We start from the raw sequence: 21,016 nt of genomic DNA, 5'->3' as shown, positions 1-21,016 counted from the left end.
TGATGGGCCGGGCGAGGATTGCTTGGCAACGGCGCCGCTCAGGAGCGGCTGTCGGCGGCGTTCGGGAAGAACAGCTGCTGGCCACCGATCCTGTAGTCGGCGATGGCGGCCTGGCCCTCGTTCGAGATCAGCCAGTCGACGAAGGCCTGGCCGAGTTCGGTCTTCACATGCGGAAATTTCTCGGCGCTGACCAGCATGACGCCGTACTGGTTGAACAGCCGCTTGTCTCCATCGACCAGCACGTCGAGATCGCCGCGATTGCTGAAGGAGAGCCAGGTGCCGCGGTCGGCGAGCACGTAGGCTTCCATGGCGCCGGCGGTGTTGAGGGCGGCGCCCATGCCCTGGCCGATCTCGCGGTACCACTCGCCCTTCGCGGCCTCGATGTCGATGCCGGCATCCTTCCAGAGCCGCAACTCGGCCGAATGGGTGCCGGACTTGTCGCCGCGCGAGACGAACGGCGCCTTGACGGCTTCGATCGCCTGCAGGGCGGCGGAGATGTCCTTGGTGCCGGCGATGCCGGCCGGGTCGCTCTTTGGGCCGATGAGCACGAAGTCGTTGTACATGACGTCGAAGCGCTCGACGCCGAAGCCGTCGGCGACGAAATTCTCCTCCTGCGCCTTGGCGTGGACAAAGACGACGTCCGCGTCGCCGCGCCGGGCGGTCTCCAGCGCCTGGCCCGTGCCCTGGGCGACGACCTTCACGGTGATCCCGGACTCTTTCTGGAAGAGCGGCAGGATATGGTCGAAGAGGCCGGAATCCTGCGTCGAGGTCGTCGAGGCGACAACGATGGAGCGGTCCTGGGCGGTGGCCGGATTGCCGGTGATCGCGGCGAGGAAGGCCCCGCCGACGAGGGCGAGAGTCGACATGAAGGCGCGCATGGCAGTCTCCTTGGGTTGATCTCAGATGACGAGGTCGCCGCGCAGGAAGGCGGCGGCCTCGGGCGTCGACTGGCTGTCGAAGAATTCCGCGACGGGCTTCTGCTCGCGCACCCTGCCGGCGGCCATGAACAGCACCTCGCCGGCGAGGCGCCGGACCTGACCGAGGTCGTGCGAAGCCATCAGCACCTTGATGCCGGAGGCTGCCGCTTCCTGGATGATCGCCTCGACGGCGAGGCTGGCGGCAGGGTCGAGATTGGCCGTCGGCTCGTCGAGCAGCAGCAGTTCCGGCTCGCGGGCGAGGGCCCGGGCCATAGCGAGCTTCTGTTGTTCGCCGCCGGAGAGTGAGCGTGCGGGCCGGGCGGCGTGGTCGCGAAGGCCGACGCGCTGCAACAACGCCTCGGCCCGTAGGGCCCGCAGCCCCCGGGGGCAGCCGGCCTGCGCCAGCCCGTAGACGACATTGGCGAGGGCAGAACGGCGCAGCATGACCGGACGCTGGAACAGCATAGCCCGCCGCACGGGGAGCGAATCGATCCGGCCGCCCCAGGTGACGCGGCCCGAAGACGGCGCCGTCAGCCCCATGCAGATGCGCAGGAGCGAGGATTTGCCGGCGCCGTTCGGCCCGACGATGACGGTGGGTGCGCCGGCGCGGATGGTCAGGGTCAGGCGATCGAGGATGGAGCTTCCGCCGGCGACCAGCGAGACATCTTGGAGAGACAGCGGCAGGTCGGTGCGGGCCAGCGCCTTCATCCGGTCACCCGCCGTTCCGACCAGGCGCGCAGGCCCCAGGCCAGCGCGTTGACCACCAGGATCAGGGCGACGAGGATCGCGCCGAGGCCCAGGGCGAGGGCAAGGTCGCCCTTCGAGGTCTCCAGCGCGATGGCGGTGGTCATGGTGCGGGTGAAGCCGTCGATATTGCCGCCGACGATCATCACTGTCCCGACCTCGGCCGCGGCGCGCCCGAAGCCGGCGAGGAGGGCGGTGACGAGGCTGATGCGGCAGTCCCACAGGAGCGTCGCGACACGGCCGGCCGGCCCGACATTCATCGCCGTCAGCTCTTCGCGATATTCGTGCCAGAGGTCCTCGATCGTCTGGCGGGCGAGCGCCGCGATGATCGGCATGACCAAAAGGGCCTGCGCGATGATCATCGCCTGCGGCGTGAACAGGATGCCCAGCGATCCGAGCGGGCCGGAGCGCGACAGGAGGAGATAGACGGCAAGCCCGACCACCACCGGCGGCAGGCCCATGAAGCCGTTGAGGATGACGATTACCGCGGTCCGGCCGGGAAACCGCGTCAGCGCCAGCACGGCGCCGAGCGGAAACGCCACCAGCGAAGCTGCGGCGACGGCCGACAGGCTCACCAGCAGCGACAGCCGCACGATGGCGTAGAATGCGGGATCGCCGCTGAGTATCAGGTGCCACGCACCGAGAGTATCCGGCATGACGCCTCCCTTCTGGCTTTCTTCTGCAAGGAATCGGTGTATGTCAATTCACGGATTTGGTGCATGCAGGTGCAGGAATATGCCGATGGAATTGCTAACGACGGGCGAGGCCGCCGACTATCTCCGGCTCGGCGAGCGCAAGCTCTACGAGCTGGTTGCGGCGGGGGCGATCCCGTGCTCGAAGGTAACCGGCAAGTGGCTGTTTCCCCGCCACGAGCTTGATCGCTGGGTGATCTCCGGCCTGGCGCGGCCGGCTGGGATGGTGCCGGGCGAGGCGCCGCCGATCGTCGGCGGCAGCCAGGACGACCTCCTGGAATGGAGCCTGCGCCAGTCGGGCTCTGGGCTCGCTTCACTCACCGAGGGCACCGAGGCGGGCGTCGCCCGGCTGCTGCGCGGCGAGATCGCCGCGGCGGCGATCCATTTCCATGGGGCCGCCGACGAGGACAATGTCGCGTTCGTCGAGCGCATGCCGCAGCTGCATGATGCGCTGCTGGTCGGCATGGCGCGGCGCGAGCAGGGGCTGCTGCTGCCGCCTGGTAATTCGAAGGGGTTTGCCAGCCTGGAAGACGTGATCGAAGGCAAGGCCCGGCTCGCCGTCCGGCAAAAGGGCGCCGGGGCACAGATGCTGCTCGACGCGATGCTGGCGCGGCTCGGAGTCTCGGTGGAAAGTCTCAATCGCCTGGAGCCGGCTTGCCTCAGCGGCCCGGACCTTGCGGCCGCCATCCGCGAAGGGCGGGCCGATTGCGGGGTTGCGACGCGCTCGGCCGCTCGCGCCGCCGGTCTCGATTTCGTGACGCTGACCTGGGAGAGCTTCGACCTGCTGATGCGGCAGCGGACCTATTTCACCCCGCCGCTGCAGGCGCTGGTCGAGTTTTTGGCCAGCGAGGGAGTACGGCGGCGCGCCGCCGACCTCACCGGCTACGACCTGACGCCCGCCGGCACGATCCGCTATTTCGCCTGATCGGACAGCGTCGGGACGAGTGGCGTCGCCGCCCGCAGGCGCACCAGGCCGAGGACGGTATCTATGGTCGGCGTTGGGCTGTCGGTGAGGCGCCCCAGCTCCTGCACCGCCGTCACTAGTGCGTCGATTTCCATCGGCCGGCCGAGTTCCAGATCCTGCAGCATGGACGTCTTGTGCTCGCCGACCTCGGCGGCACCGGCGATGCGCTTGTCGACGTCGATGGGAAAGCGGATGTCGAGCTTCTCGGCGATGGCCTGCGCCTCCAGCATCATCTGCCGGGCGACGGCCCGCGTGCCCTCATTGCCGCAGATCGCGGCGAGGGTGGCGCCGGTGAGCGCCGAGATCGGATTCAGCGAGACGTTGCCCCAGAGCTTGATCCAGATTTCCGAGCGGATCTGCGGGCGCACCGGTGCGCGGAAGCCGGCGGCGACCAGCGCCCGCGACAAGGCCAGCGTGCGCTCGCTCTTCTCGCCGGAGGGCTCGCCCAGCGGCAGGCGGTCGCCTTCGGTGTGACGGATGATGCCCGGCGCCTCGATGTCGGCGGCGGGATGGACGACGCAGCCGATCGCCCGCTCGGGGCCGATCGTGTCCCAGATCTTGCCGCCCGGATCCACCGCCTCGACCCGGTGCCCCTCATAGGGCCCGCCGCTGCGGTGGAAGTACCACCAGGGCACGCCGTTCTGGGCGGTGACCACGGCGGTGTCGGGACCAAGCAGGGTGACGAGGCCGGGCAGGATCGCTGGCACCGAATGCGCCTTGAGCGCCACGAAGACGTAATCCTGCGGCCCGAGCTCGGACGGATCTTCCGTCGCCTGCACGGCGACGTTGGTTTCGCCGGCCGCATCGCGCACGGTCAGGCCGTTCTCGCAGATCGCCGCCAGATGCGGGCCGCGGGCGACGACGCTGACCTCCGCGTCGCCGGTCGCGGCGAGCTTTGCTGCGACGAGGCCGCCGATCGCGCCGGCGCCGAAGATGCAGATCCTCATGCCGGCGCCTTGCCGAGGCCGAGCTTGTCGGCAAGGCCGATGCGCTGCAGCTTGCCGGTGGCGCCTTTCGGGATCTCGTCGAGGAAGACCAGCCGGCGCGGCACCTTGAAGTCGGCCAGTTTCGTGGCGCAGAAATCGCGGATCTCGCGCTCGGTGGCGCTCATGCCCTCGCGCAACACGACGGCGGCGGCCACCTCCTCGCCGAGCTTGTCGTGCGGCATAGCGAAGGTGACCACCTGCTGCACCGCAGGATGGTCCATCAGCACGTCGTCGACCTCCAGCGGGGATATCTTTTCGCCGCCGCGATTGATGATCTCCTTCAGCCGGCCGGTGAGCCGAACGAAGCCGTCCTCGTCCATCGTGCCCTGGTCGCCGGTATGGAGCCAGCCATAGGCGAAGGCTTCGGCGTTGGCCTTGTCGTTGTTCTCGTAGCCCCTGGTGACGTTCGGGCCGCGGATGCAGATCTCCCCGATCGCGTCGGCCGGCAGCACCGTGCCATCCGGCGACAGGATCGCCACTTCCGGGCCGGCGGCGGGACCGACGCTGCCGGGCTTGCGCTGGCCGGGCGGCAGGAGATTGGAGGCCATCTGGTGCGCGGCCTCGGTCATGCCGTAGGATTCGATCACCGGGCAACCGAAGGCAGCTTCCAGCTCGCCCATCACCTGCGCCGGCAGCGAGGCGGAGGAGGAGCGGATGAAGCGCAGCTTCGCCTTGTCGACGCTCTCCTGGTTGCGCGGCGCACGGGCGAGGATCGCCTGGTGCATGGTCGGGACGGCCGTGTACCAGCTGGGCCCGGCCGCATCCATCCACGCGAAGAATTTCAAGGCGTTGAAGCCCGGCGTGCAGACGACGGATGCGCCGGCAGAAAGCGACGCTAGCACCGCGGCGATCAGCCCGTGGATATGAAACAGCGGCATGATGTTGAGGCAGCAATCGCGCGGAGTCAGCGCCAGCGTCTCGCGGATGTGGCGCGCCGAGGCCTTCACGTTGCCAAGGCTGAGCGGCACGATCTTCGGGCGGGACGTGGTGCCGGAGGTGTGCAGGACGAGCGCGATGTCGTCGTCCGCGCTGTAGCCCGGCCGATCGGTCGTCCCCACGGGCTCGCCCTCGAGGGTGAAGGCGCCGGCAGGTGCGCCATCGGCGACGCGCAGCCGAAGGACGGCAATGCCGAGCCTGGCGGCGACGGCTTCAGCCGCCTCGTGGCCGGCGGCGTCGACGATCAGCGCTTTGGCACCGAGATCGTTGAGGTAGAATTCCAGCTCGTCCGCCCGGTAGGCCGGATTGAGCGGCGCCGTGGTCGCTCCCGCCGCGACGGCAACGAAGCAGGCCGCCATCTCCGGGCCGTTGGGCAGCACTATCGCCACCCGGTCGCCTCGGCCGATGCCGAGCGCGTTGAGGGACGAGACCGTCGTCGCAACCAGATCGCCGAGGCCGGCAAAGCTCAGGGGATCACGGTCCGGCGCGCCGATGGCCGGATCGGCGGGGGCGCCCCGCCGCAGGAGTTCGAGCATGTGGTTGCCGTCCTTCAAGCTGCGGAAAACCGGCGGCGCGGGGCGCCGCCGGCCGGTTCGGGTTCGCTCGTCAGGACACGGTGACGCGAAGATCGCCGATGCCGTCGATATGGCCTTCCATGACGTCGCCGCGCTGGACGGCGCCGACGCCGGCCGGGGTGCCGGTCATGATGACGTCACCCGGTGCGAGGCGGAAGAGGCCCGACAGATACGAGATCGATTCGGCCACCTTCCAGATCATCTGGTTGAGGTCGCCGCTCTGGCGGGTCTCGCCATTGACCTTGAGCCAGATCGCTCCGGTCTCGGGATGGCCGATCTCGGAGGCCGGCACCACCGGTGACACCGGCGCCGAGTCCTCGAAGGCTTTGCCGATCTCCCAGGGGCGGCCCATCTTCTTGGCCTCGCCCTGCAGGTCTCGGCGGGTCATGTCGAGGCCGACGGCATAGCCGTAGACATGCGACAGCGCGTCCTCGACCGGGATGTTCTCGCCGCCCTTGGAGAGGCACACCACCAACTCGATCTCGTGATGCACGTCGGAGGACATCGCGGGGTAGGGGAAACTGTCGCCGACGATCAGGTTGTCGGGGTTCTTCTGGAAGAAGAAAGGCGGCTCCTTGTTCGGGTCGTGACCCATCTCGATGGCGTGGTCGGCGTAGTTGCGACCGACGCAATAGACGCGCCGTACCGGGTATCGCTGGCTGGTGCCGGCCACAGGCAGGGTCGGGGTCTTCGGGGCGGCGAAGACGTAGTCCTCGCCTGTGTCCGGACGGTTGGCGGTCACGGATATGTTCATCAGCTTCTGGCTCCTGCGTAATATTCGATGCGGGTTTCCAGCCGTGCCACGAGGCCGGCCAGGGTGAGGGCGAGGGTGAAGAGGATCAGGATGAGGGCCCAGAAATGCGCCATCAGGAAATTGTTCGAGTAGAGGGTGAACAGCGCGCCGACGCCGATGATCGACACCAGCAGCTGGCCGATCACCACGCCCTTGACGCCGCGAATGACGCCGAGCCGGACGCCGGAGAGGATTTCCGGCAGCGCGGCGAGGAAGACGATCTTCAGTCGCTCGAACCGCGAGGCGCCGAAGGAATGCGCCATCTCCATCAGCGAGCCCGAAACATGCCGGACGCCGGCCCTGGTATCGAGCGCGATGATGAACACCGAGAACATGAAGACGGTGACGATGACGGTGGGCGTTCCCATGCCGAAGAGGATCATGAAGATCGGCACCAGCGCCGAAAGCGGCGCCGAGAGGAAGATGTTCACCCACATGTTGAGCAGGCCGTCGACCGCCGGCACGAGACCCATCAGGAACCCCATCGCGATGCCGACGACGATCGCCAGCGAAAGTCCCATCACGTAGGAATAGACCGTGATGCGCATCGCCTCGGCGAAGCTCGCCGAGGTCACAACGTCGCCCAGCGCGGCCAGCACCTCGGTGAATGGCGGGAAGAGCATCACCAGCTCGAGCCGGCCGACGATCTCCCAGATCACCACCCAGACCAGCAGCGACGCCATCTTGGGCACCTTGTAGCCATAGAGGGTCATCGCATCTACTCCACGTAATGCTTCAGGCCGTGCCAGATCTCGTCGACCGTATCGAGATAGACGGGATCGCGGCGGATCGCCTCGGGATCGTCGCCGCGCGGGATGTCCGGCTCGATGATCTGCGACACACGGCCGGGGCGGGGCGACAGCATGATGATGCGGTCCGACACGTAGACCGCTTCCTCGATCGAATGGGTCACGAACAGGAAGGTCTTGTTCTCGACCTCCCGCAGCCGGATCAGATCCTCCTGGAACTTGCGGCGGGTCTGCTCGTCGACGGCCGAGAAGGGCTCGTCCATCAGCAGCACGTCGGCATCGACGGCGAGCGCCCGGGCGAGGCCGACACGCTGGCGCATGCCGCCGGAGAGTTCGTGCGGGTACTTGTCCTCGAAGCCGGCGAGGCCGACCTCGGCGATGTAGTGCCGGGCCTTGTCCTCACGTTCCGCCCTGGGCCGGCCCTGCATCTCCAGACCGAAGGCGGCGTTGCGCAGCACCGTTGCCCAAGGCATCAGCGCGAAATCCTGGAACACGAAGGCGCGCTCGGGCCCGGGGCCGGTGACAGGGCGGCCATGCACCAGCACCTCGCCCTGGTTGGGTTTCAGCAGCCCGGCGACGATCTTCAGGAGCGTGGTCTTGCCGCAGCCGGACGGGCCGAGAAGACTGGTCATCTTGCCGGTCTCGAACACGAGGTCGATGGATTTCAGCGCGACGACGTCGCCGTAGACCTTGGAGACGCCGCGGACCTCGATGATCGGCGGTGCGGCAGCGACCCCCGAAGGCTGGGCGGCGGGCGCTCGTGCCGTGGCGGGGAGGATGGCGGCATTACTCATCAGGCGCTCCGCGTCTCGGGCCGGAAGAGGGCCGTTTCGACGTATTGAAGGACGGTGACGGCCAGGACCGCGAAGAGGATGATCGAGGCGATGGCCGCGTACATGTTGTCGTAATTGGCCACCGAGCGGTGGAAGGTGATGAGGTCGCCGATGCCGGTGGGCGTGATCAGCAGTTCGGCGAGAACGACACCCGAGAAGCCTTCCGCGACGCCGAGGCGTAGCCCCGCGAACATCATCGGGCTGGCGGCCGGCAGGATGATCCGGAAAATCTGGTGGCGCCGGCTGCCCATGAAGGACTGGCACATCGACACGAGCGAGGGCGGAACGTTGCGCACCGCCTTGTAGCTGTTGATGGCGATCACCGGCATCGCCAGCATCACCACGGCGAGCACCTTGGACGTCAGGCCAATGCCGTAGACGAAGGTGATTAGCGGAATGAGGGCGCTCATCGGCGCCGCCTGCATGACGATGAACATCGGCAGGGTGAACCACTCGAAGTCCTTGCGCAGGCCCATCGCCACGCCGGACGAGATGCCGACGGTCAGCGAGATCACCAGCCCGATGAGCAGCGGCTCGATGGTGCGCAGGTAGGCCGCGCCCATCGTCCCGTCCGCGACCATGGCGAAGAAGGCACCGAGCGTTGCGGAAAAGGACGGAAAGGCGAAGTTGAAGTTCGAGCGGCCGGCAATCTCCCAGGCAAGGAAGAAGATGACCAGCGACACGATGCGCCATGTCCAGGAGGCGCTGCCGGCACGCCGCAACAGGCCGGGCGGCTCGCTGCCCTGGTCGAAGCCGACTTTATCGAAGGTCGTGTTGGCAGTGGACATGGCGGCCTCACCCTCGTTGTTCTGGACGCGCGCGTAGGACGGCGCAGTGCCGCGCAGGACTGCGGGTGGCATTCGTGACCTCGGGAAATGAAGCGCTGCGCGCCGTCGCGTGATGGCAGAGCGCGCAGTCGCTCCCCGTCAGTTCGCCGGTGCCGCGTCGGCTGCCCCGGCTTCCGCAGGCGCTGCCGTGCCGCCTGCTGCCTTGGCTGCTTCGAGCGGGCCGAAGTCCCAGAAGGCCTCGACGTCGACCTCGCCGTCGGCTTCCACCTGTCCGGCCGCAGCAAGGAACTCGATGTCGTCCTGGACGTCCGCCGGCTCGCCGCCGTCCAGCGGAAAGACGCGGCCCTCGACGGATTCGGTATAGTATTCCGTGATGTCGGCCGCGGCCTCGTCCGGCAGGTCGGGCAGCAGGTCGTATTCGTCGCGCAGCTTGGCCACGATCGTCGGATCGGCGTCGATCTCCGCCCAGGTTCGCAGCAACTCCTCGACGAAGACCTGAACGTCCTCGCTACGCTCCTCGAGGAGCTCCGTGTTGGCGTAGAGCGCCTCGTCGGTGGCGTTGACGCCGTCGATCGGCAGGCGGATGAACTTGCCGCCGCCCTCGCTCTCGAGAAGGCGCATGCCGGCGGAGTCGACGATGGTGGCGTTGATGTTGCCCTGGAGCATCGCGCCGGTCCGCACTTCCGCCCCGGGCACGTAGCTGATGTTGGAATACTTGATGCCGTTGGTCTGCTCCATCAGGCGCATCAGCGCCTCGGTGCCGGAGCCGCGCGAGTGGACGGTGACCTCCTGGCCGTCGAGATCGGACCAGTCCTTGTACATCTCGCTGTTCACGACGGGGAAGAACAGCAGCGTGCTCATCCGGTAGAACATGCGCACCGGCGCCTGCGAGTTCTTCAGGAAGGCGTAAGGGGCGCCGACGCCGATGTCGGCCTGGCCGCCGACCACCGCCTGGACGGCCACGTCCTCGGAGTTGAAGAAGGTCAGCTCCATCGGCACGCCGCGCTCCTTGGCGCGTTCGATGGCGATGAGCAGGTTGAGGCTTTCGACGCTGGCGATGTCGCCGAACGCCACCTGGATCGGATCCTCCTGCGCCATGCCTGGCGCGACCGGCACGAAGCTGGCGACCGCGAAGGCGATGGCGCCCGCGCAAGCTTCTGCGAGCGTTATGCGTCGTGATGTCATGTTGGCCTCCCGATGGTGGCCGGGCTAAGCCGCCGGCCTTGGCTCTCCTCACCGATCTCCCGTCGGCTTATCCAATGTCTGGATTGGTTAGAGTAAATGATACGATTGGTTAGGCGTCAAGCCGCAATTGTGCGCTTCGACATATTGGGCTAATGCGTGAAATCTAACCAATCATTTCATTGGTGAAGTTTTGAAATCGATGACCGGCCATGAAGGGCATCTCATGAGCGTGGACAACGGCCGGGGCGCCGCCCTGGTACAATTGCGGGCCTGGCTGGCGCAAAGGGAGCTGCCGGGCAATTCGCGGCTTCCCCCCGAGCGCGAGCTGGCCGAGATCGTCGGCGTCTCGCGCGGCGACCTGCGCAAGGCGCTGGCGACGCTGGAAGCCGACGGGCTCCTTTGGCGTCACGTCGGCAAGGGCACGTTCACGGGGGCGCGTCCGACAACTGAGATCGACTCCATCGCCGTCATCGCCAACCAGACGAGCCCGGCGGAAGTGATGCGCGCCCGCCTGGTGCTCGAGCCGGAACTGGCCCGCGAGGCGGCTCTCCATGCGACGGCCGACGATATCCGGGCGATGCGGCTCTGTACCGACGGTGGCCGCGCCGCCGAGACCTGGCGGCAATATGAGAACTGGGACAACCGGCTGCACCGCACCATCGCGGAAGCGGGCCGGAACGCCCTGCTACTCTCGGTTTTCGACACGATCAACGCGGTTCGCCGGACCGTCGTCTGGGGCCGGCTGCGCAACGACCAGCTGCTGCCGCCCGCCGATCACCACAGCTTCGGAGACCATGACGCCATCGTCGACGCGATCGAGAACCGCGACCTGTCGGCAGCCGCCAGCCTCATGCGGACGCACCTGCAGCGCGTGCAGGCCAATCTGATCGAGCGGCACCAGTCCGCGCAGGATTGAGCGGCGACATCGGCGGGACGCCGTGAGTGGTGCGGGGTCATACATCCTGCGCTGCCGCTCGGCCGCTTCAAGTCCGGACGGCAAACGCGTTATCCTCGCCGATCTCCAGCGATTCGGATCAGCATGAATACGTCCAGTACCAGCGACGCCGGTGTCGTCATTGCCGGCGGGGGCCAGGCGGGACTGCAAGTCGCGGCGAGCCTGCGGCAGCTCGGCTTCGCGGCCCCCGTCACGATCGTCGCGGCGGAGGATCGGCTGCCGTACCAGCGGCCGCCGCTGTCGAAGACCTACATCAAGTCCGACGCCGGCTTCGACAGCCTGCTGATCCGGCCGGAAAGCTTCTACGTTAAGAACGACATCGCCGTGCGGACGGGGGAGGCGGTCGCTGCGATCGATCGGCGAGGTTCGACGGTCACGCTGGATACGGGCGAGCAGCTGGCCTACCAGCATCTCGTGCTGGCGACGGGCGCCGCCAATCGCGTACTTCCGGTCGAAGGCGTGACACTGCCGGGCGTCCACGGACTGCGGACGGCGGCCGACGCGGAGGCGCTGCGCGCGGCAGTCCATGCGGCGGAGCGGCTGGTCATCGTCGGCGGCGGGTTCATCGGGCTCGAGGTCGCCGCGGCGGTCCGCTCGCTCGGCAAGGACGTCGTGCTGGTCGAGGCCGCCGACCGGCTGATGGGGCGGACGGTCTCGCGACCGGTCTCGGCGTTCTTCCTCGACCAGCACCGGGGTATGGGAACCGACATCCGGCTACAGACGGCGCTGGCGGCGGTAATCGGCGAGGAACGTGCCGAGGGCGTGCTGCTGGCGGACGGGTCGACGATCGCAGCCGACATCGTGCTGATCGCCGCCGGTGTCGTGCCGGAGGACCGGCTGGCGCGTGAAGCCGGCCTCGCCACCGACAACGGCATCGTCGTCGACTCATTCATGACCACGGCGGACCCGCAGATTTTTGCGATCGGCGACTGCGCCGTGTTCGAGAGCCCCTTCACGGACCGGCCGGTGCGGCTTGAATCGGTGCAGAACGCCGTCGACCAGGCCAAGACCGTCGCAGGACGGATCGTCGGCGGCGACGAGCCCTATCGCAGCGTGCCGTGGTTCTGGAGCGACCAGGGCCCCTTCAAGCTGCAGGTCGTCGGCCTGACGGCGGGGGCCGATCATGTCGAGCTCGGCCGGCTCGGCGAGGAGGGCCGGCTCATCGCCTACTGCTTCCGCGGCGACCGGCTGCTCGGAATCGAGACGGTGAACCGGCCCGGGGAGCACATGCTCGGCCGCCGCATCCTCGCCCAGGACCTGAAGATCGCGCGGGCCGAAGCGGCGCGCGACGACTTTGATCTCAAGGCGCATGTGGCGAGCCTGTCCGAACGCTGAGACTGTTCCCACCGCCCCCGTTGCGGGTTCGACTGTGCCGCCGTTGATCCTGATCAAGGCTTGCTGGCCGTTCCGGGCGCCTGATACGACTGCTTCGACGATCAGGGCTCGGCGGCATGACCGACCTGCCGACGGGGCGGCACCAGATTGGGAGAAACAGCATGATGTCGACCGCCGGGACGAACGCGACGCCGGAACTGACGCCGAATTTCCGGCATGTGCGCCTGGAACTCGCCCGCGAGAAGGGACATCCGGAGGGCGACCGGGAGCACGGCTACGACCTTCTCGTGCCGCTGGATGCGGAGGGAAGGCTGGATGCCGCGGAATGGAAGACGCACCAGGCGGCCTGCCGGGTCCGGCGCTTCGTCCACGGGGAGACCGAGCTCGTCGGACGCCTGCGCCGCAAGCCCGGCGGGACCTGGTACTTCGACTATGCCGAAGGTGAGGGCGACGACGAGGTCGGCTTCCGCCTCGGCGAAGAACGTTTCGTGCCGGGGGAATATGTGTCGATCCGCAGTGGCGACGCCATGCACACCTATCAGGTGAAGCTCGTCGAGCGGCTCTGACTCTCGGCGGCATGGCGACCGCCGTTCGACGCCGCGCCACCACATTATCTCCGCCCGCCGCCTCGCACGGTCGGCAAGGCGGCGGTCGAGATCACTGCCTCCGTCGTGATCCATGTAGGCGGTGATGAGGGCCTTCGGAGCTGAGTTCGTGAGCGGCTATTCGACGATAAGGCTGGAAGTGGCTGCGGACGGCATCGCCACGCTGACGCTGGCGCGGCCGGAGCGCCACAACGCGATGGATGCGGCGATGATCGGCGAGCTTGCCGATGCCGCAGCAGTCCTCACGGCCAATGACGCGGTCCGCGTCGTCGTGCTGACGGGCGAAGGGCGCAGCTTCTGTGCCGGTGCCGATCTCGGCTGGATGCAGGCGCAGTTCGCGGCCTCGCGGGACGAGCGAATTCGCGAGGCCACGCAGCTGGCGCGCATGCTGAAATCACTCAACGAGCTGCCGAAGCCGCTGATTGGTCGCATCCACGGCCAGGCGTTCGGCGGCGGCCTTGGCCTGATGGCGGTGTGCGACGTCGCAGTGGGCAGCCTTGCCGCACGCTTCGCCTTCACCGAGACGCGGCTTGGCCTGATCCCGGCAACGATCTCCCCCTACGTGATCGCGCGCATGGGCGAGGGCAGGGCTCGGCGGGTGTTCATGTCGGGGCGTCGGTTCGAAAGCGCCGAGGCAGTCGCGCTGGGACTCCTGGCCCGGGCGGTGCCCGAGGGCGATCTGGATGCGGCGGTGGCGACGGAGGTGGAGCCGTATCTCGGCTGCGCGCCAAGGGCCGTGGCAGCTGCGAAGGCACTCGCGCGCTCGCTCGGCCCGGTCATCGACGAGCACACGATTGCCGCCACGGCGAGCCGGCTGGCCGATTGCTGGGAATCCGAGACGGCCCGTAGCCGAATCTCGGGGTTTCTCGGTCGCTGACGCGGCTGCTGCAGGAATTGCACTGGCGGCACTTGCTGGGCCGAATTCATGAACGGCCGAACCTGCCTCAGCGGGATCGCTGCAGGACGTCCTGCTGTCTGTCGCCAAAGTCGACGACTTCGGAAACCATGATTGATGAGGATCGAGCTCCTCACATCATCGGCAATTGACAGTCTTTGCAAATCAGAATTAGATTTTTTTGCGGCGATATGACGGCTAATTCTGGTTGGAGTTCGCGTGATGAAGAATTTCCTGATCACCCTGGCGCTGATTGCAACATCGATTCTCGTCGGGGTCTCAAGCGCAGCCGCAGGTCTCGTAGCGAAGGTCGATCTTTCCAGTCAAACCATGACGGTTATTCAAAACGGCAAGGTGGCTTATCGCTGGCCGGTTTCGACGGCGCGCAAGGGATACGTCACGCCTACCGGCAGCTGGCGCGCCAAACGCATGCACCGCATGTGGCATTCCCGCAAATACGACATGTCGCCGATGCCCTATTCGGTCTTCTACCACCGCGGTTACGCCATCCACGGGACCGGCGCCGTCAGCCGCCTCGGCCGTCCGGCTTCGCATGGCTGCGTGCGCCTGCACACGGCAAACGCCAAGACATTCTACTCGCTGGTGCGCAAGCACGGCATGGGCAATACCCGCGTCATCGTCCAGCGCTAGCTGGTCGCGGCCAGGTCATGACGATTGTCCTGCCGTCACTGGCGGCGGGACGCATGTCTGGTCCAACCAGAACGATCAGGGCGCGAGCTGGACCACCCGTTCGGCGAGGTCCGCGCCTCTCGGGCGCGCGACCACCACCGTCACGCGATGGCCCATCCGACGCACCCGATCCGCGTCGCGAACCGCGGCCCGCAATGCGTCGACGCGTCGGTCGAACGAGCCATGCGGCGTATGGCAGAACGAGATCGTCCAATGCCGGCCGAGGGGTTCGACGTTGTAGCTGAGTTCCGAGGTATGCATGGTCATGCCTCCCGTACTGCTCGCCTCAATGGCTCATCAGCAGCGGAATCGGAGATGATTTCAAGAGGTCACGCGTCACCCCGCCCAGAATCATCTCCCGCAGCCGCGAACGGCCGTAGGCGCCGGAGACCAGAAGCTCGGCACCGACGATCTTCGCCTCGTTGAGCAGCGCGTCGGCTGGTCGGTTCCATTTCGGCAGATGCCGGACCTCGACGGCGATGCCGTGACGAGCCAGGTGCCGCGCCATGTCGGCCGCCGGCTCGCTGTGGCGCTCCTCGCTCGCGGTCGCTTCGGCCACTGACACGAGGAAGACTTCCCGGGCCCGCTTCAGGAAGGGCAGGGACGCCGCGATCGACCGGGAGCATTCGGTCGAGTCACGCCAGCCGATGACGATCGTCTGCGGATCCCTAGCCTCCGTTGCCTCCGCCGGCACGATCAGCGCCGGGCTGCCGGCGTCGAAAAGTACCGCCGCGATCATGTCGGCCAGCGACCGGTCGTCATCGGGACGTCCCAGGATGACGAGGTCGAGTGTGCGGGCGAGGCGCGCCGCAGCGAACGCCAGCTCGTGCGGCATGCCGTCGACGCGCCGCAACGCGCAGCCATCGCCCAGGCGGTCGAGGCGGCTCCGGATCGCTTTTTCCGCGACATCGCCGGCGGCGCGGCCCTCTTCCCAAATTTCGGCTGCGACGCGCTCGTAGCCGGCGCTGACGGGGATGAAGGAGGTCGGGATGGGGTTGGCGAAGAAGCCTTCGACATGCGTGCCGAATATCGTCGCCAGCATCTGCGCGTAGGCAAGCCGGGGCTCATCGTAGCCGGAGCCGTCCAGATGAACGGCGACGTCGGCGATACGATGGAGGGCCGGCGCCGTCAGCGCCTCGCCTTTCGACCCGGAATATGAGTCGTCGTTCTGAAGGGTGCTCATAATCGATCCTCTCGCTCCCTCACGCGCGCAAGGTCCGAAGGCCAAACCCGGCGTGAAAATGATCGTTCGCAAGCGGCGGGAGCCGCGACGGACTCACCGCGGAACAGCCTGCGCCTGACGATGCGCCGCAGTATCGGGCGCACGGATCGGCAAGGCGTTGATCGGGATCAATCGGCGCGGATTTGTCGCAGGCGGGTCGCGGCGCGCCCTGACGCTATTTGCGGCGCTTCCTCACGGGCCGGCGCGACTGCCAGCGGTCGTGGAACCACATCCATTGCTCAGGATGCTCGCGCACCCAGCCCTCGACGACGTCGTTGAGCAGCTGGCAGCTGGCCTCGACGTCGATCGCGCCCGTGGAGCCGCGCGGCAGGTCGAGGCGCGGCTTCAGTTCCAGCCGGTAGCGGCCGTTCGGCAACCGGATCGAGCGGGCAGGGTAGATCTCCGCATCGTACTGGCGCGCCAGCTTGGGCAGCAGCGGATTGGTCTTGCAGGGCCGGCCGAAGAACGTGGTGCCGACGCCCTTCTGAAACTTCTGGTCGACCAGCATGCCGACGGCGCCGCCGCGCTGCAGGATGCCGGCCAGCGACCAGGCCGCCCCGGCCTTGGAGGGCACCATGTGGCCGCCCGTGGTCCGGCGGGCCGACAGCACTTCCTTGGCGATGTAGCGATTGTTCGGCTGGCGGAACAATGCGGTGAATTCCAGCCCGAAGGCCGCGGCACCGATCGGCAGCAGCTCGAAGCAGCCGAGATGGCCGGTGAAGAAGATGAACGGGCCCTTGCGCTCGCGCAGTTCGATGAAGGTCTCGATGCCCTCGACCTCGATCCGGCCCTCGCCGGGCCGCTCGGGATCGAAGTCGAAGAGATCGTCGAGAAAGACGTACTCCGCCGCGATGCGGCCCATCTGGCCCCAGTTCGCGCGGGCGGTCTTCTCGACCCAGGCTTCGTCCTGCTCGGGAAAGGCCTGGCGGAGATTGTCCTTGGCGAGCTTGTGGCGCGGCGTCAGGGGACCGATCAGGCGGGAGGCCCGGTCGGCGAAGGCGAGGCCCGCCTCGGCGGGCAGCAGCCGGAGCAGCCGCAGGATCGCGAACAGGATCTGCGCCACGACATAGTCGCCGGCCCGCTTCAGCCGCAGCAGGAGCCGCGTGGCCCGTGGACTCATGAGCTAAGGGTTTCCGCGCTCTCGCGGTTCACGTGCAGAATGATCTTGCCGAAGACTTCGCGGGCTTCCATCCGCTTCAGCGCGAGCGCGATCCCGTCGAAGCCGATCTCCGTGTCGATGACCGGGTGAACGATGCCCCGCGCCATCTTCTGCATGGCGTCGCGCATGTTCTCCATGCGGCAGCCGAAGGAGCCGATCAGCCGCAGCTGCTGCTGGAACAGCATCATCAGGTTCATGTCGGTCGACACGCCCGAGGTCGAGCCGCAGGTGACGAGGCGGCCGCCGCGCTTCAGGCAGAGCATGGAGCCAGGCCAGGTGTCCTTGCCGACATGCTCGAAGACGACGTCGACGCCCTTCTTGCGGGTGAGCTTGCGGGTCACGCCCTCGAAGCGGTCGGTGCGGTAGTTGATGACGTGGTCGGCGCCGAGCGCTCTCGCCCGCTCGATCTTGTCGTCGGAGCCGACAGTGGTGATGACCGTCGCCCCCTGTTTCTTGGCGAGCTGGATTGCGGCCGAGCCAATGCCCGAGCCGCCGGCATGGACGAGGATGGTCTCGCCGGGCTCCAGCTTGGCATTATCGAACAGCATGTGCTCGACCGTGCCGAAGGTCACCGGGGCCAGCGCAGCGCCGATCGCGTCGCAGCCGGGAGGGGCCGGCACGAGCAGGCGGGTCGGCAGGTTGACCTTCTCCTGCGCGAAGCCGTCGAGGTGGAAGCCGTGGACGCCGGAGACGTGCTCGCAGAGATTGTCGCGGCCCTCGCGGCAGGGACGGCAAAGCCCGCAGGTCTGCGCGCCATAGATCGCGACGAGCTGGCCGGGCAGCACGTTGCCGACACCGGGCCCGATCGCCTCGACCACGCCGGACGCCTCGGCGCCGACGACGAGCGGCATCTTGCGCTTGGCGAACGCCATGCCGCGCCAGCCCCAGACGTCGATATGGTTCAGCGCGACCGCCCGGATCGAAACGGTTGCCTCGCCGGGGCCCGGGGGCGGTGGCGGCGGAAGGTCGACTTCGCGCAGGTCGCGGTCGCCGACGAGTTGCAATGCCCGCATGGGTCTATCAGCCTCGAATGCTGGCTTCGGCGATGGTCAGGCGCGGGGTTCGCGGCCGATGACCAGGCAGGCGTTCTGCCCGCCGAAGCCGAAGGAATTGGAAAGGACCGCGGCGATGTCGGCCGAACGCGCCTTGTTCGGCACGGTGTCGAGCGGGATTGCCGGGTCGGGGTTCTCGTAGTTGATGGTCGGGGGCAACACGCCATGGCGTATCGACAGCACCGAGAAGGCGGCCTCGATGGCGCCGGCGGCGGTCAGCGTATGGCCGATCATCGACTTGTTGGAGGAGATCGGCGTCGAGGCCAATGCGTCGCCGAAGGCGGCAGCGAGGCCCATAGCTTCCATCCGGTCGTTCTCCGGCGTCGAGGTGCCGTGGGCGTTGATGTAGTCGATGTCGGACGGCTCCATGCCGGCGTCGGCGAGGCCTGCCTTGATCGTCGCGATGATCGGCGAGCCGTCCGGCTTGGAACGGGTGCGGTGGAAATCGTCGGCCCGCTCGCCGCAGCCGTGGATGACGCCGAGGATGGTCGAGCCGCGGGCCCTCGCGGCGGAAAGCGACTCCAGCACGAGCGCGCCGGCGCCCTCCGCCATGACGAAGCCGTCGCGATCCTTGGAGAAGGGCTTGGAGGCCTTCTCCGGAAATTCGTTGTTGGTGGACAGCGCCGAAAGCAGCGAGAAGCGGATCAGCGATTCCTGGGTGATCGAACCGTCGGTGCCGATCGAGATCGCCCGTTCGGTCTCGCCGCGGCGGATCGCCTCGACGCCGAGCTGGATGGCGCTGGCGCCGGAAGCGCAGGCGGTCGACAGCGTGATCGGCAGGCCGCGTGTGCCGAGCCGGTCGGCCAGTAGCTCGGAGATCCGGCTGCACTGGGTGAGATGATAGATCGACCGGTCCGGCTTGTGACGGGCGATTTGCAGCAGGCGGTCGTAGCCGGCTTCCTCGATGTCGGCACCATCCATCCGGTCGAGGCCGAGCCGGTGCTGCCATTCGAGTTCGACCGGCGGCGCGGCGAGGAACAGAGGCCCTGCGAAATCGTCGTCGGGCAGGCCGGCCATGCGAACGGCCTCGGAGCCCGCCGCTTCGGCCATGACGTAGGAGAGGCCCGTGGAGGTGGCGGCTTCGGGCCCCATGAAGTCGACGGAGCCGGAGATCGTCGTGCGCAGGCCGTCGGTGGAGAAGCGGTCGATCCGGTGGATGCCGGAACGCCCGGCCGCGAGCGCGGCCCAATTGTCCTCGACGCCGCGGCCGAGCGGCGAGACGATGCCGATCCCGGTAATGGCGACGATCGGGCGGCCCATGAAGTCGTTTCCGCTGACGCTCATGTCCTCATCCTCACAATCTGCGTCCGTCCACCGCTTCGAGCAGGCAGACGCCCTCGGCATGAACATGGCCGATGCCGGTGACGACGGCGTGCTTCGGCGGGGTCTCGGTCGGACGTTCCTCGCCGCTGTCGAAGGGCGGTGGCACAATGCCGCGTGCCAGCGCGCCGGCGGCCAGCGCCACCCCGGCCGGCACCTGCGCCTCGAACGAGTGGCCGAGGATCGTTCCATAGGCCCGAAGCGACGCGTCGGGAAGCCAGCCGCGCAGGACGCTGCGTTCCACATCCGTGAGCGCCGCGATGCCGGTCGCGCCGGAGAAGATCATCGTGTCCTGGCCGCTGCCGTCGATGTCGGGCAGCATCCGCCTGAAACGGTCTTCGGTCGCCGCCGGCTCGCGGCGGCCTCGATCGCCAGACACGGCAGCGAGCCTTGCATAGGCGGGCGCCGAGCGAGCCGCCGCATGTTCCGCCGACTCCAGGATCAGGAAGGCGCCGACGCTGCCGACGGTGATCCCGTCATGCGGCGCCGAGCGGGAAAACACCGGCCGCCACTCGTCCCGCAGCATCAGCCCGGCGAGCTCGAAGTTCAGGATCAGATCCTTGCGCTCGGCGGAGAAGGCGCCGCCCACCAGGCAGATGTCGCTCTGGCCGGCGGCGATTCGGGCCCGCGCCGAGGCGAGGGCGGAGATGCCGGCCGCTTCCTCGCCCATGAAGGTGCGGGACGAGCCCGTCACCTTGTGGACGATCGAGATGTTGCCGGCGAGAAGGTTCGAGAGCTGGGCGAGAAACAGCGTCGGCCGCAGTTCGGTCGACAGCGTGTCGTTGATCACCTGCTCGCGGTCGTTGGCGCCGCGGGCCCGCTCGATCACCATGGCATCGACCGTTGCATCGCGCTCGCCGCCGCCCGCCGCGACGACCATGTCGATCTTGGCGCGCACCGCTTCGTCGGCGGGGATGCCGGCATCCTCGAGCGCCAGGCCGGCAGCGTAGGTGCCGAGCTTCTGCCACGTCTCCATCTGGCGCTGGTCGCCACGCTTGGGGATCTGGCTGGACCAGTCCATCGGCGGCAGCGGATGCACGAAATACGGGGCGTAACCTTCGGCGTCGATGGACGGCTGAGGGCCACGGCCGATGAGATCGAGATGTGCGCCGATGCCCTCGCCGAGGGACGAGACGAGGCCGATCCCGGTGATGACAACGTCCCTTGGACTGTCGCTCATGTCTTCATTCCAGTTTCGAGGTCTGCCGCTCCCTTCGGCAGGACCTGCGATCCCTTCATGCCGATGACCACGACGCCGACGCGCCGACGCGCGGTCGGTGGTCAGGCGGTCTTGGCGGCCCGCAATTCGTCGATCTTGGCGCAGAGGTTCTTCAGGACGAAATATTCCTCGGTGGGAACGTCGCCGTCGTTGACCTCCTGGGTCCATTTCTCGAGCGGGATCTTGATCCCGAATTCCTTGTCGATGGCGAAGACGATGTCGAGGAAATCGAGGGAATCGATACCGAGGTCGTCGATCGTGTGGCTTTCCGGCGTGATCTGGTCGCGGTCGATTTCACTCGTTTCCGCGATGATGTCCGCGACCCGGTCGAAGGTTGAAGACAATGGGGAAATCCTTGAACGTTGGGAGAGGTGCTGAATCCGGCGCGAACCTATAGGGAAT

Annotated in this window: 23 protein-coding genes; 6 read left to right on the top strand and 17 right to left on the bottom strand. The window is 67.5% G+C overall.

Going from position 1 to position 21,016, the window contains the following annotated elements; translation table 11 throughout:
• Positions 1–38: 38 nt before the first annotated feature.
• The 3 genes from GGR03_RS05205 to GGR03_RS05195 are packed head-to-tail and all read right to left on the bottom strand — an operon-like array spanning position 39 to position 2,317.
• On the bottom strand, positions 39–878 hold the full coding sequence (locus tag GGR03_RS05205; RefSeq protein ID WP_183206459.1) for an ABC transporter substrate-binding protein: 840 nt from the start codon (positions 876–878) through the stop codon (positions 39–41).
• Positions 879–899: 21 nt separating this feature from the next.
• Positions 900–1,625: an ATP-binding cassette domain-containing protein gene (locus GGR03_RS05200; protein ID WP_183206458.1), complete on the bottom strand. Its 726-nt coding sequence runs from the start codon at positions 1,623–1,625 to the stop codon at positions 900–902.
• Entirely contained in the window at positions 1,622–2,317 is a 696-nt protein-coding gene (locus GGR03_RS05195; protein WP_183206453.1) for an ABC transporter permease, read from the bottom strand. The genes GGR03_RS05200 and GGR03_RS05195 overlap by 4 nt, the downstream gene beginning before the upstream one ends.
• A gap of 85 nt (positions 2,318–2,402) precedes the next feature.
• Between GGR03_RS05195 and GGR03_RS05190 the strand changes: the two genes are divergently transcribed.
• Positions 2,403–3,278, top strand: coding sequence for a helix-turn-helix transcriptional regulator (locus GGR03_RS05190; protein ID WP_183206451.1), 876 nt, complete (start codon positions 2,403–2,405; stop codon positions 3,276–3,278).
• Here GGR03_RS05190 and GGR03_RS05185 read toward each other — a convergent pair.
• The 7 genes from GGR03_RS05185 to GGR03_RS05155 all read right to left on the bottom strand — a co-directional run bounded on the left by GGR03_RS05185 (position 3,266) and on the right by GGR03_RS05155 (position 10,162).
• Positions 3,266–4,264, bottom strand: a complete 999-nt coding sequence (locus GGR03_RS05185) for a 2-dehydropantoate 2-reductase (RefSeq protein WP_183206449.1) — start codon at positions 4,262–4,264, stop codon at positions 3,266–3,268. The two genes, GGR03_RS05190 and GGR03_RS05185, sit on opposite strands and share 13 nt — an antisense overlap.
• Complete coding sequence (locus tag GGR03_RS05180) at positions 4,261–5,775, bottom strand: acyl--CoA ligase (protein WP_183206448.1); 1,515 nt, start codon at positions 5,773–5,775, stop codon at positions 4,261–4,263. Before GGR03_RS05180 ends, GGR03_RS05185 begins: the two co-directional genes overlap by 4 nt.
• A 70-nt stretch (positions 5,776–5,845) precedes the next feature.
• Positions 5,846–6,568, bottom strand: a complete 723-nt coding sequence (locus GGR03_RS05175) for a fumarylacetoacetate hydrolase family protein (RefSeq protein WP_183206447.1) — start codon at positions 6,566–6,568, stop codon at positions 5,846–5,848.
• The gene (locus tag GGR03_RS05170) at positions 6,568–7,320 is read right to left on the bottom strand and encodes an ABC transporter permease (RefSeq protein WP_183206445.1); all 753 of its coding nucleotides are present in this window, start codon (positions 7,318–7,320) and stop codon (positions 6,568–6,570) included. The genes GGR03_RS05175 and GGR03_RS05170 overlap by 1 nt, the downstream gene beginning before the upstream one ends.
• A 5-nt stretch (positions 7,321–7,325) precedes the next feature.
• A complete protein-coding gene (locus GGR03_RS05165) occupies positions 7,326–8,150 on the bottom strand; it encodes an ABC transporter ATP-binding protein (protein WP_183206444.1) in 825 nt (274 codons plus the stop codon).
• Positions 8,150–9,049, bottom strand: a complete 900-nt coding sequence (locus GGR03_RS05160) for an ABC transporter permease (RefSeq protein WP_246367590.1) — start codon at positions 9,047–9,049, stop codon at positions 8,150–8,152. Before GGR03_RS05160 ends, GGR03_RS05165 begins: the two co-directional genes overlap by 1 nt.
• Before the next feature lie 66 nt (positions 9,050–9,115).
• A complete protein-coding gene (locus GGR03_RS05155) occupies positions 9,116–10,162 on the bottom strand; it encodes an ABC transporter substrate-binding protein (RefSeq protein WP_183206443.1) in 1,047 nt (348 codons plus the stop codon).
• 223 nt (positions 10,163–10,385) lie between these two features.
• Here GGR03_RS05155 and GGR03_RS05150 point away from each other — a divergent pair, with 223 nt between their 5' ends.
• The 5 genes from GGR03_RS05150 (at position 10,386) to GGR03_RS05130 (ending at position 14,603) form a co-directional block, all read left to right on the top strand.
• A complete protein-coding gene (locus GGR03_RS05150) occupies positions 10,386–11,078 on the top strand; it encodes a FadR/GntR family transcriptional regulator (RefSeq protein ID WP_183206442.1) in 693 nt (230 codons plus the stop codon).
• A 123-nt stretch (positions 11,079–11,201) separates the two neighbouring features.
• Entirely contained in the window at positions 11,202–12,452 is a 1,251-nt protein-coding gene (locus GGR03_RS05145; protein WP_183206441.1) for an NAD(P)/FAD-dependent oxidoreductase, read from the top strand.
• A gap of 161 nt (positions 12,453–12,613) precedes the next feature.
• Positions 12,614–13,018, top strand: a complete 405-nt coding sequence (locus GGR03_RS05140) for a hypothetical protein (protein ID WP_418885006.1) — start codon at positions 12,614–12,616, stop codon at positions 13,016–13,018.
• Between the two features lie 148 nt (positions 13,019–13,166).
• Positions 13,167–13,934 carry a crotonase/enoyl-CoA hydratase family protein gene (locus GGR03_RS05135; RefSeq protein ID WP_252920092.1) on the top strand — a complete coding sequence of 256 codons (768 nt, stop codon included), beginning with the start codon at positions 13,167–13,169 and terminating at the stop codon, positions 13,932–13,934.
• Positions 13,935–14,174: 240 nt separating this feature from the next.
• Complete coding sequence (locus GGR03_RS05130) at positions 14,175–14,603, top strand: L,D-transpeptidase (RefSeq protein WP_183206439.1); 429 nt, start codon at positions 14,175–14,177, stop codon at positions 14,601–14,603.
• A gap of 75 nt (positions 14,604–14,678) precedes the next feature.
• Here the strand turns inward: GGR03_RS05130 and GGR03_RS05125 are convergent, their stop codons facing one another.
• From GGR03_RS05125 to GGR03_RS05095, 7 genes are all read right to left on the bottom strand, one after another.
• A complete protein-coding gene (locus GGR03_RS05125) occupies positions 14,679–14,909 on the bottom strand; it encodes a hypothetical protein (protein WP_183206438.1) in 231 nt (76 codons plus the stop codon).
• Positions 14,910–14,928: 19 nt separating this feature from the next.
• On the bottom strand, positions 14,929–15,825 hold the full coding sequence (locus tag GGR03_RS05120) for a universal stress protein (RefSeq protein ID WP_183206437.1): 897 nt from the start codon (positions 15,823–15,825) through the stop codon (positions 14,929–14,931).
• Between the two features lie 214 nt (positions 15,826–16,039).
• Complete coding sequence (locus GGR03_RS05115) at positions 16,040–16,984, bottom strand: lipid A biosynthesis lauroyl acyltransferase (protein WP_183206436.1); 945 nt, start codon at positions 16,982–16,984, stop codon at positions 16,040–16,042.
• Positions 16,981–18,036: a zinc-binding dehydrogenase gene (locus GGR03_RS05110; RefSeq protein WP_183206435.1), complete on the bottom strand. Its 1,056-nt coding sequence runs from the start codon at positions 18,034–18,036 to the stop codon at positions 16,981–16,983. Before GGR03_RS05110 ends, GGR03_RS05115 begins: the two co-directional genes overlap by 4 nt.
• Positions 18,037–18,072: 36 nt before the next feature.
• The gene (locus tag GGR03_RS05105) at positions 18,073–19,359 is read right to left on the bottom strand and encodes a beta-ketoacyl-ACP synthase (RefSeq protein WP_183206434.1); all 1,287 of its coding nucleotides are present in this window, start codon (positions 19,357–19,359) and stop codon (positions 18,073–18,075) included.
• A gap of 10 nt (positions 19,360–19,369) precedes the next feature.
• On the bottom strand, positions 19,370–20,575 hold the full coding sequence (locus GGR03_RS05100) for a beta-ketoacyl-ACP synthase (RefSeq protein WP_183206433.1): 1,206 nt from the start codon (positions 20,573–20,575) through the stop codon (positions 19,370–19,372).
• A 101-nt stretch (positions 20,576–20,676) separates the two neighbouring features.
• The gene (locus GGR03_RS05095) at positions 20,677–20,958 is read right to left on the bottom strand and encodes an acyl carrier protein (RefSeq protein WP_183206432.1); all 282 of its coding nucleotides are present in this window, start codon (positions 20,956–20,958) and stop codon (positions 20,677–20,679) included.
• Positions 20,959–21,016: the final 58 nt, after the last annotated feature.

Origin of the sequence: Aurantimonas endophytica, assembly GCF_014196845.1 — a bacterium.
Taxonomy (GTDB): Bacteria; Pseudomonadota; Alphaproteobacteria; order Rhizobiales; family Rhizobiaceae; genus Aurantimonas; species Aurantimonas endophytica.
The sequence above is the reverse complement of the archived record's forward strand: the minus strand, read 5'-3'. Positions and strand labels throughout refer to the sequence as shown.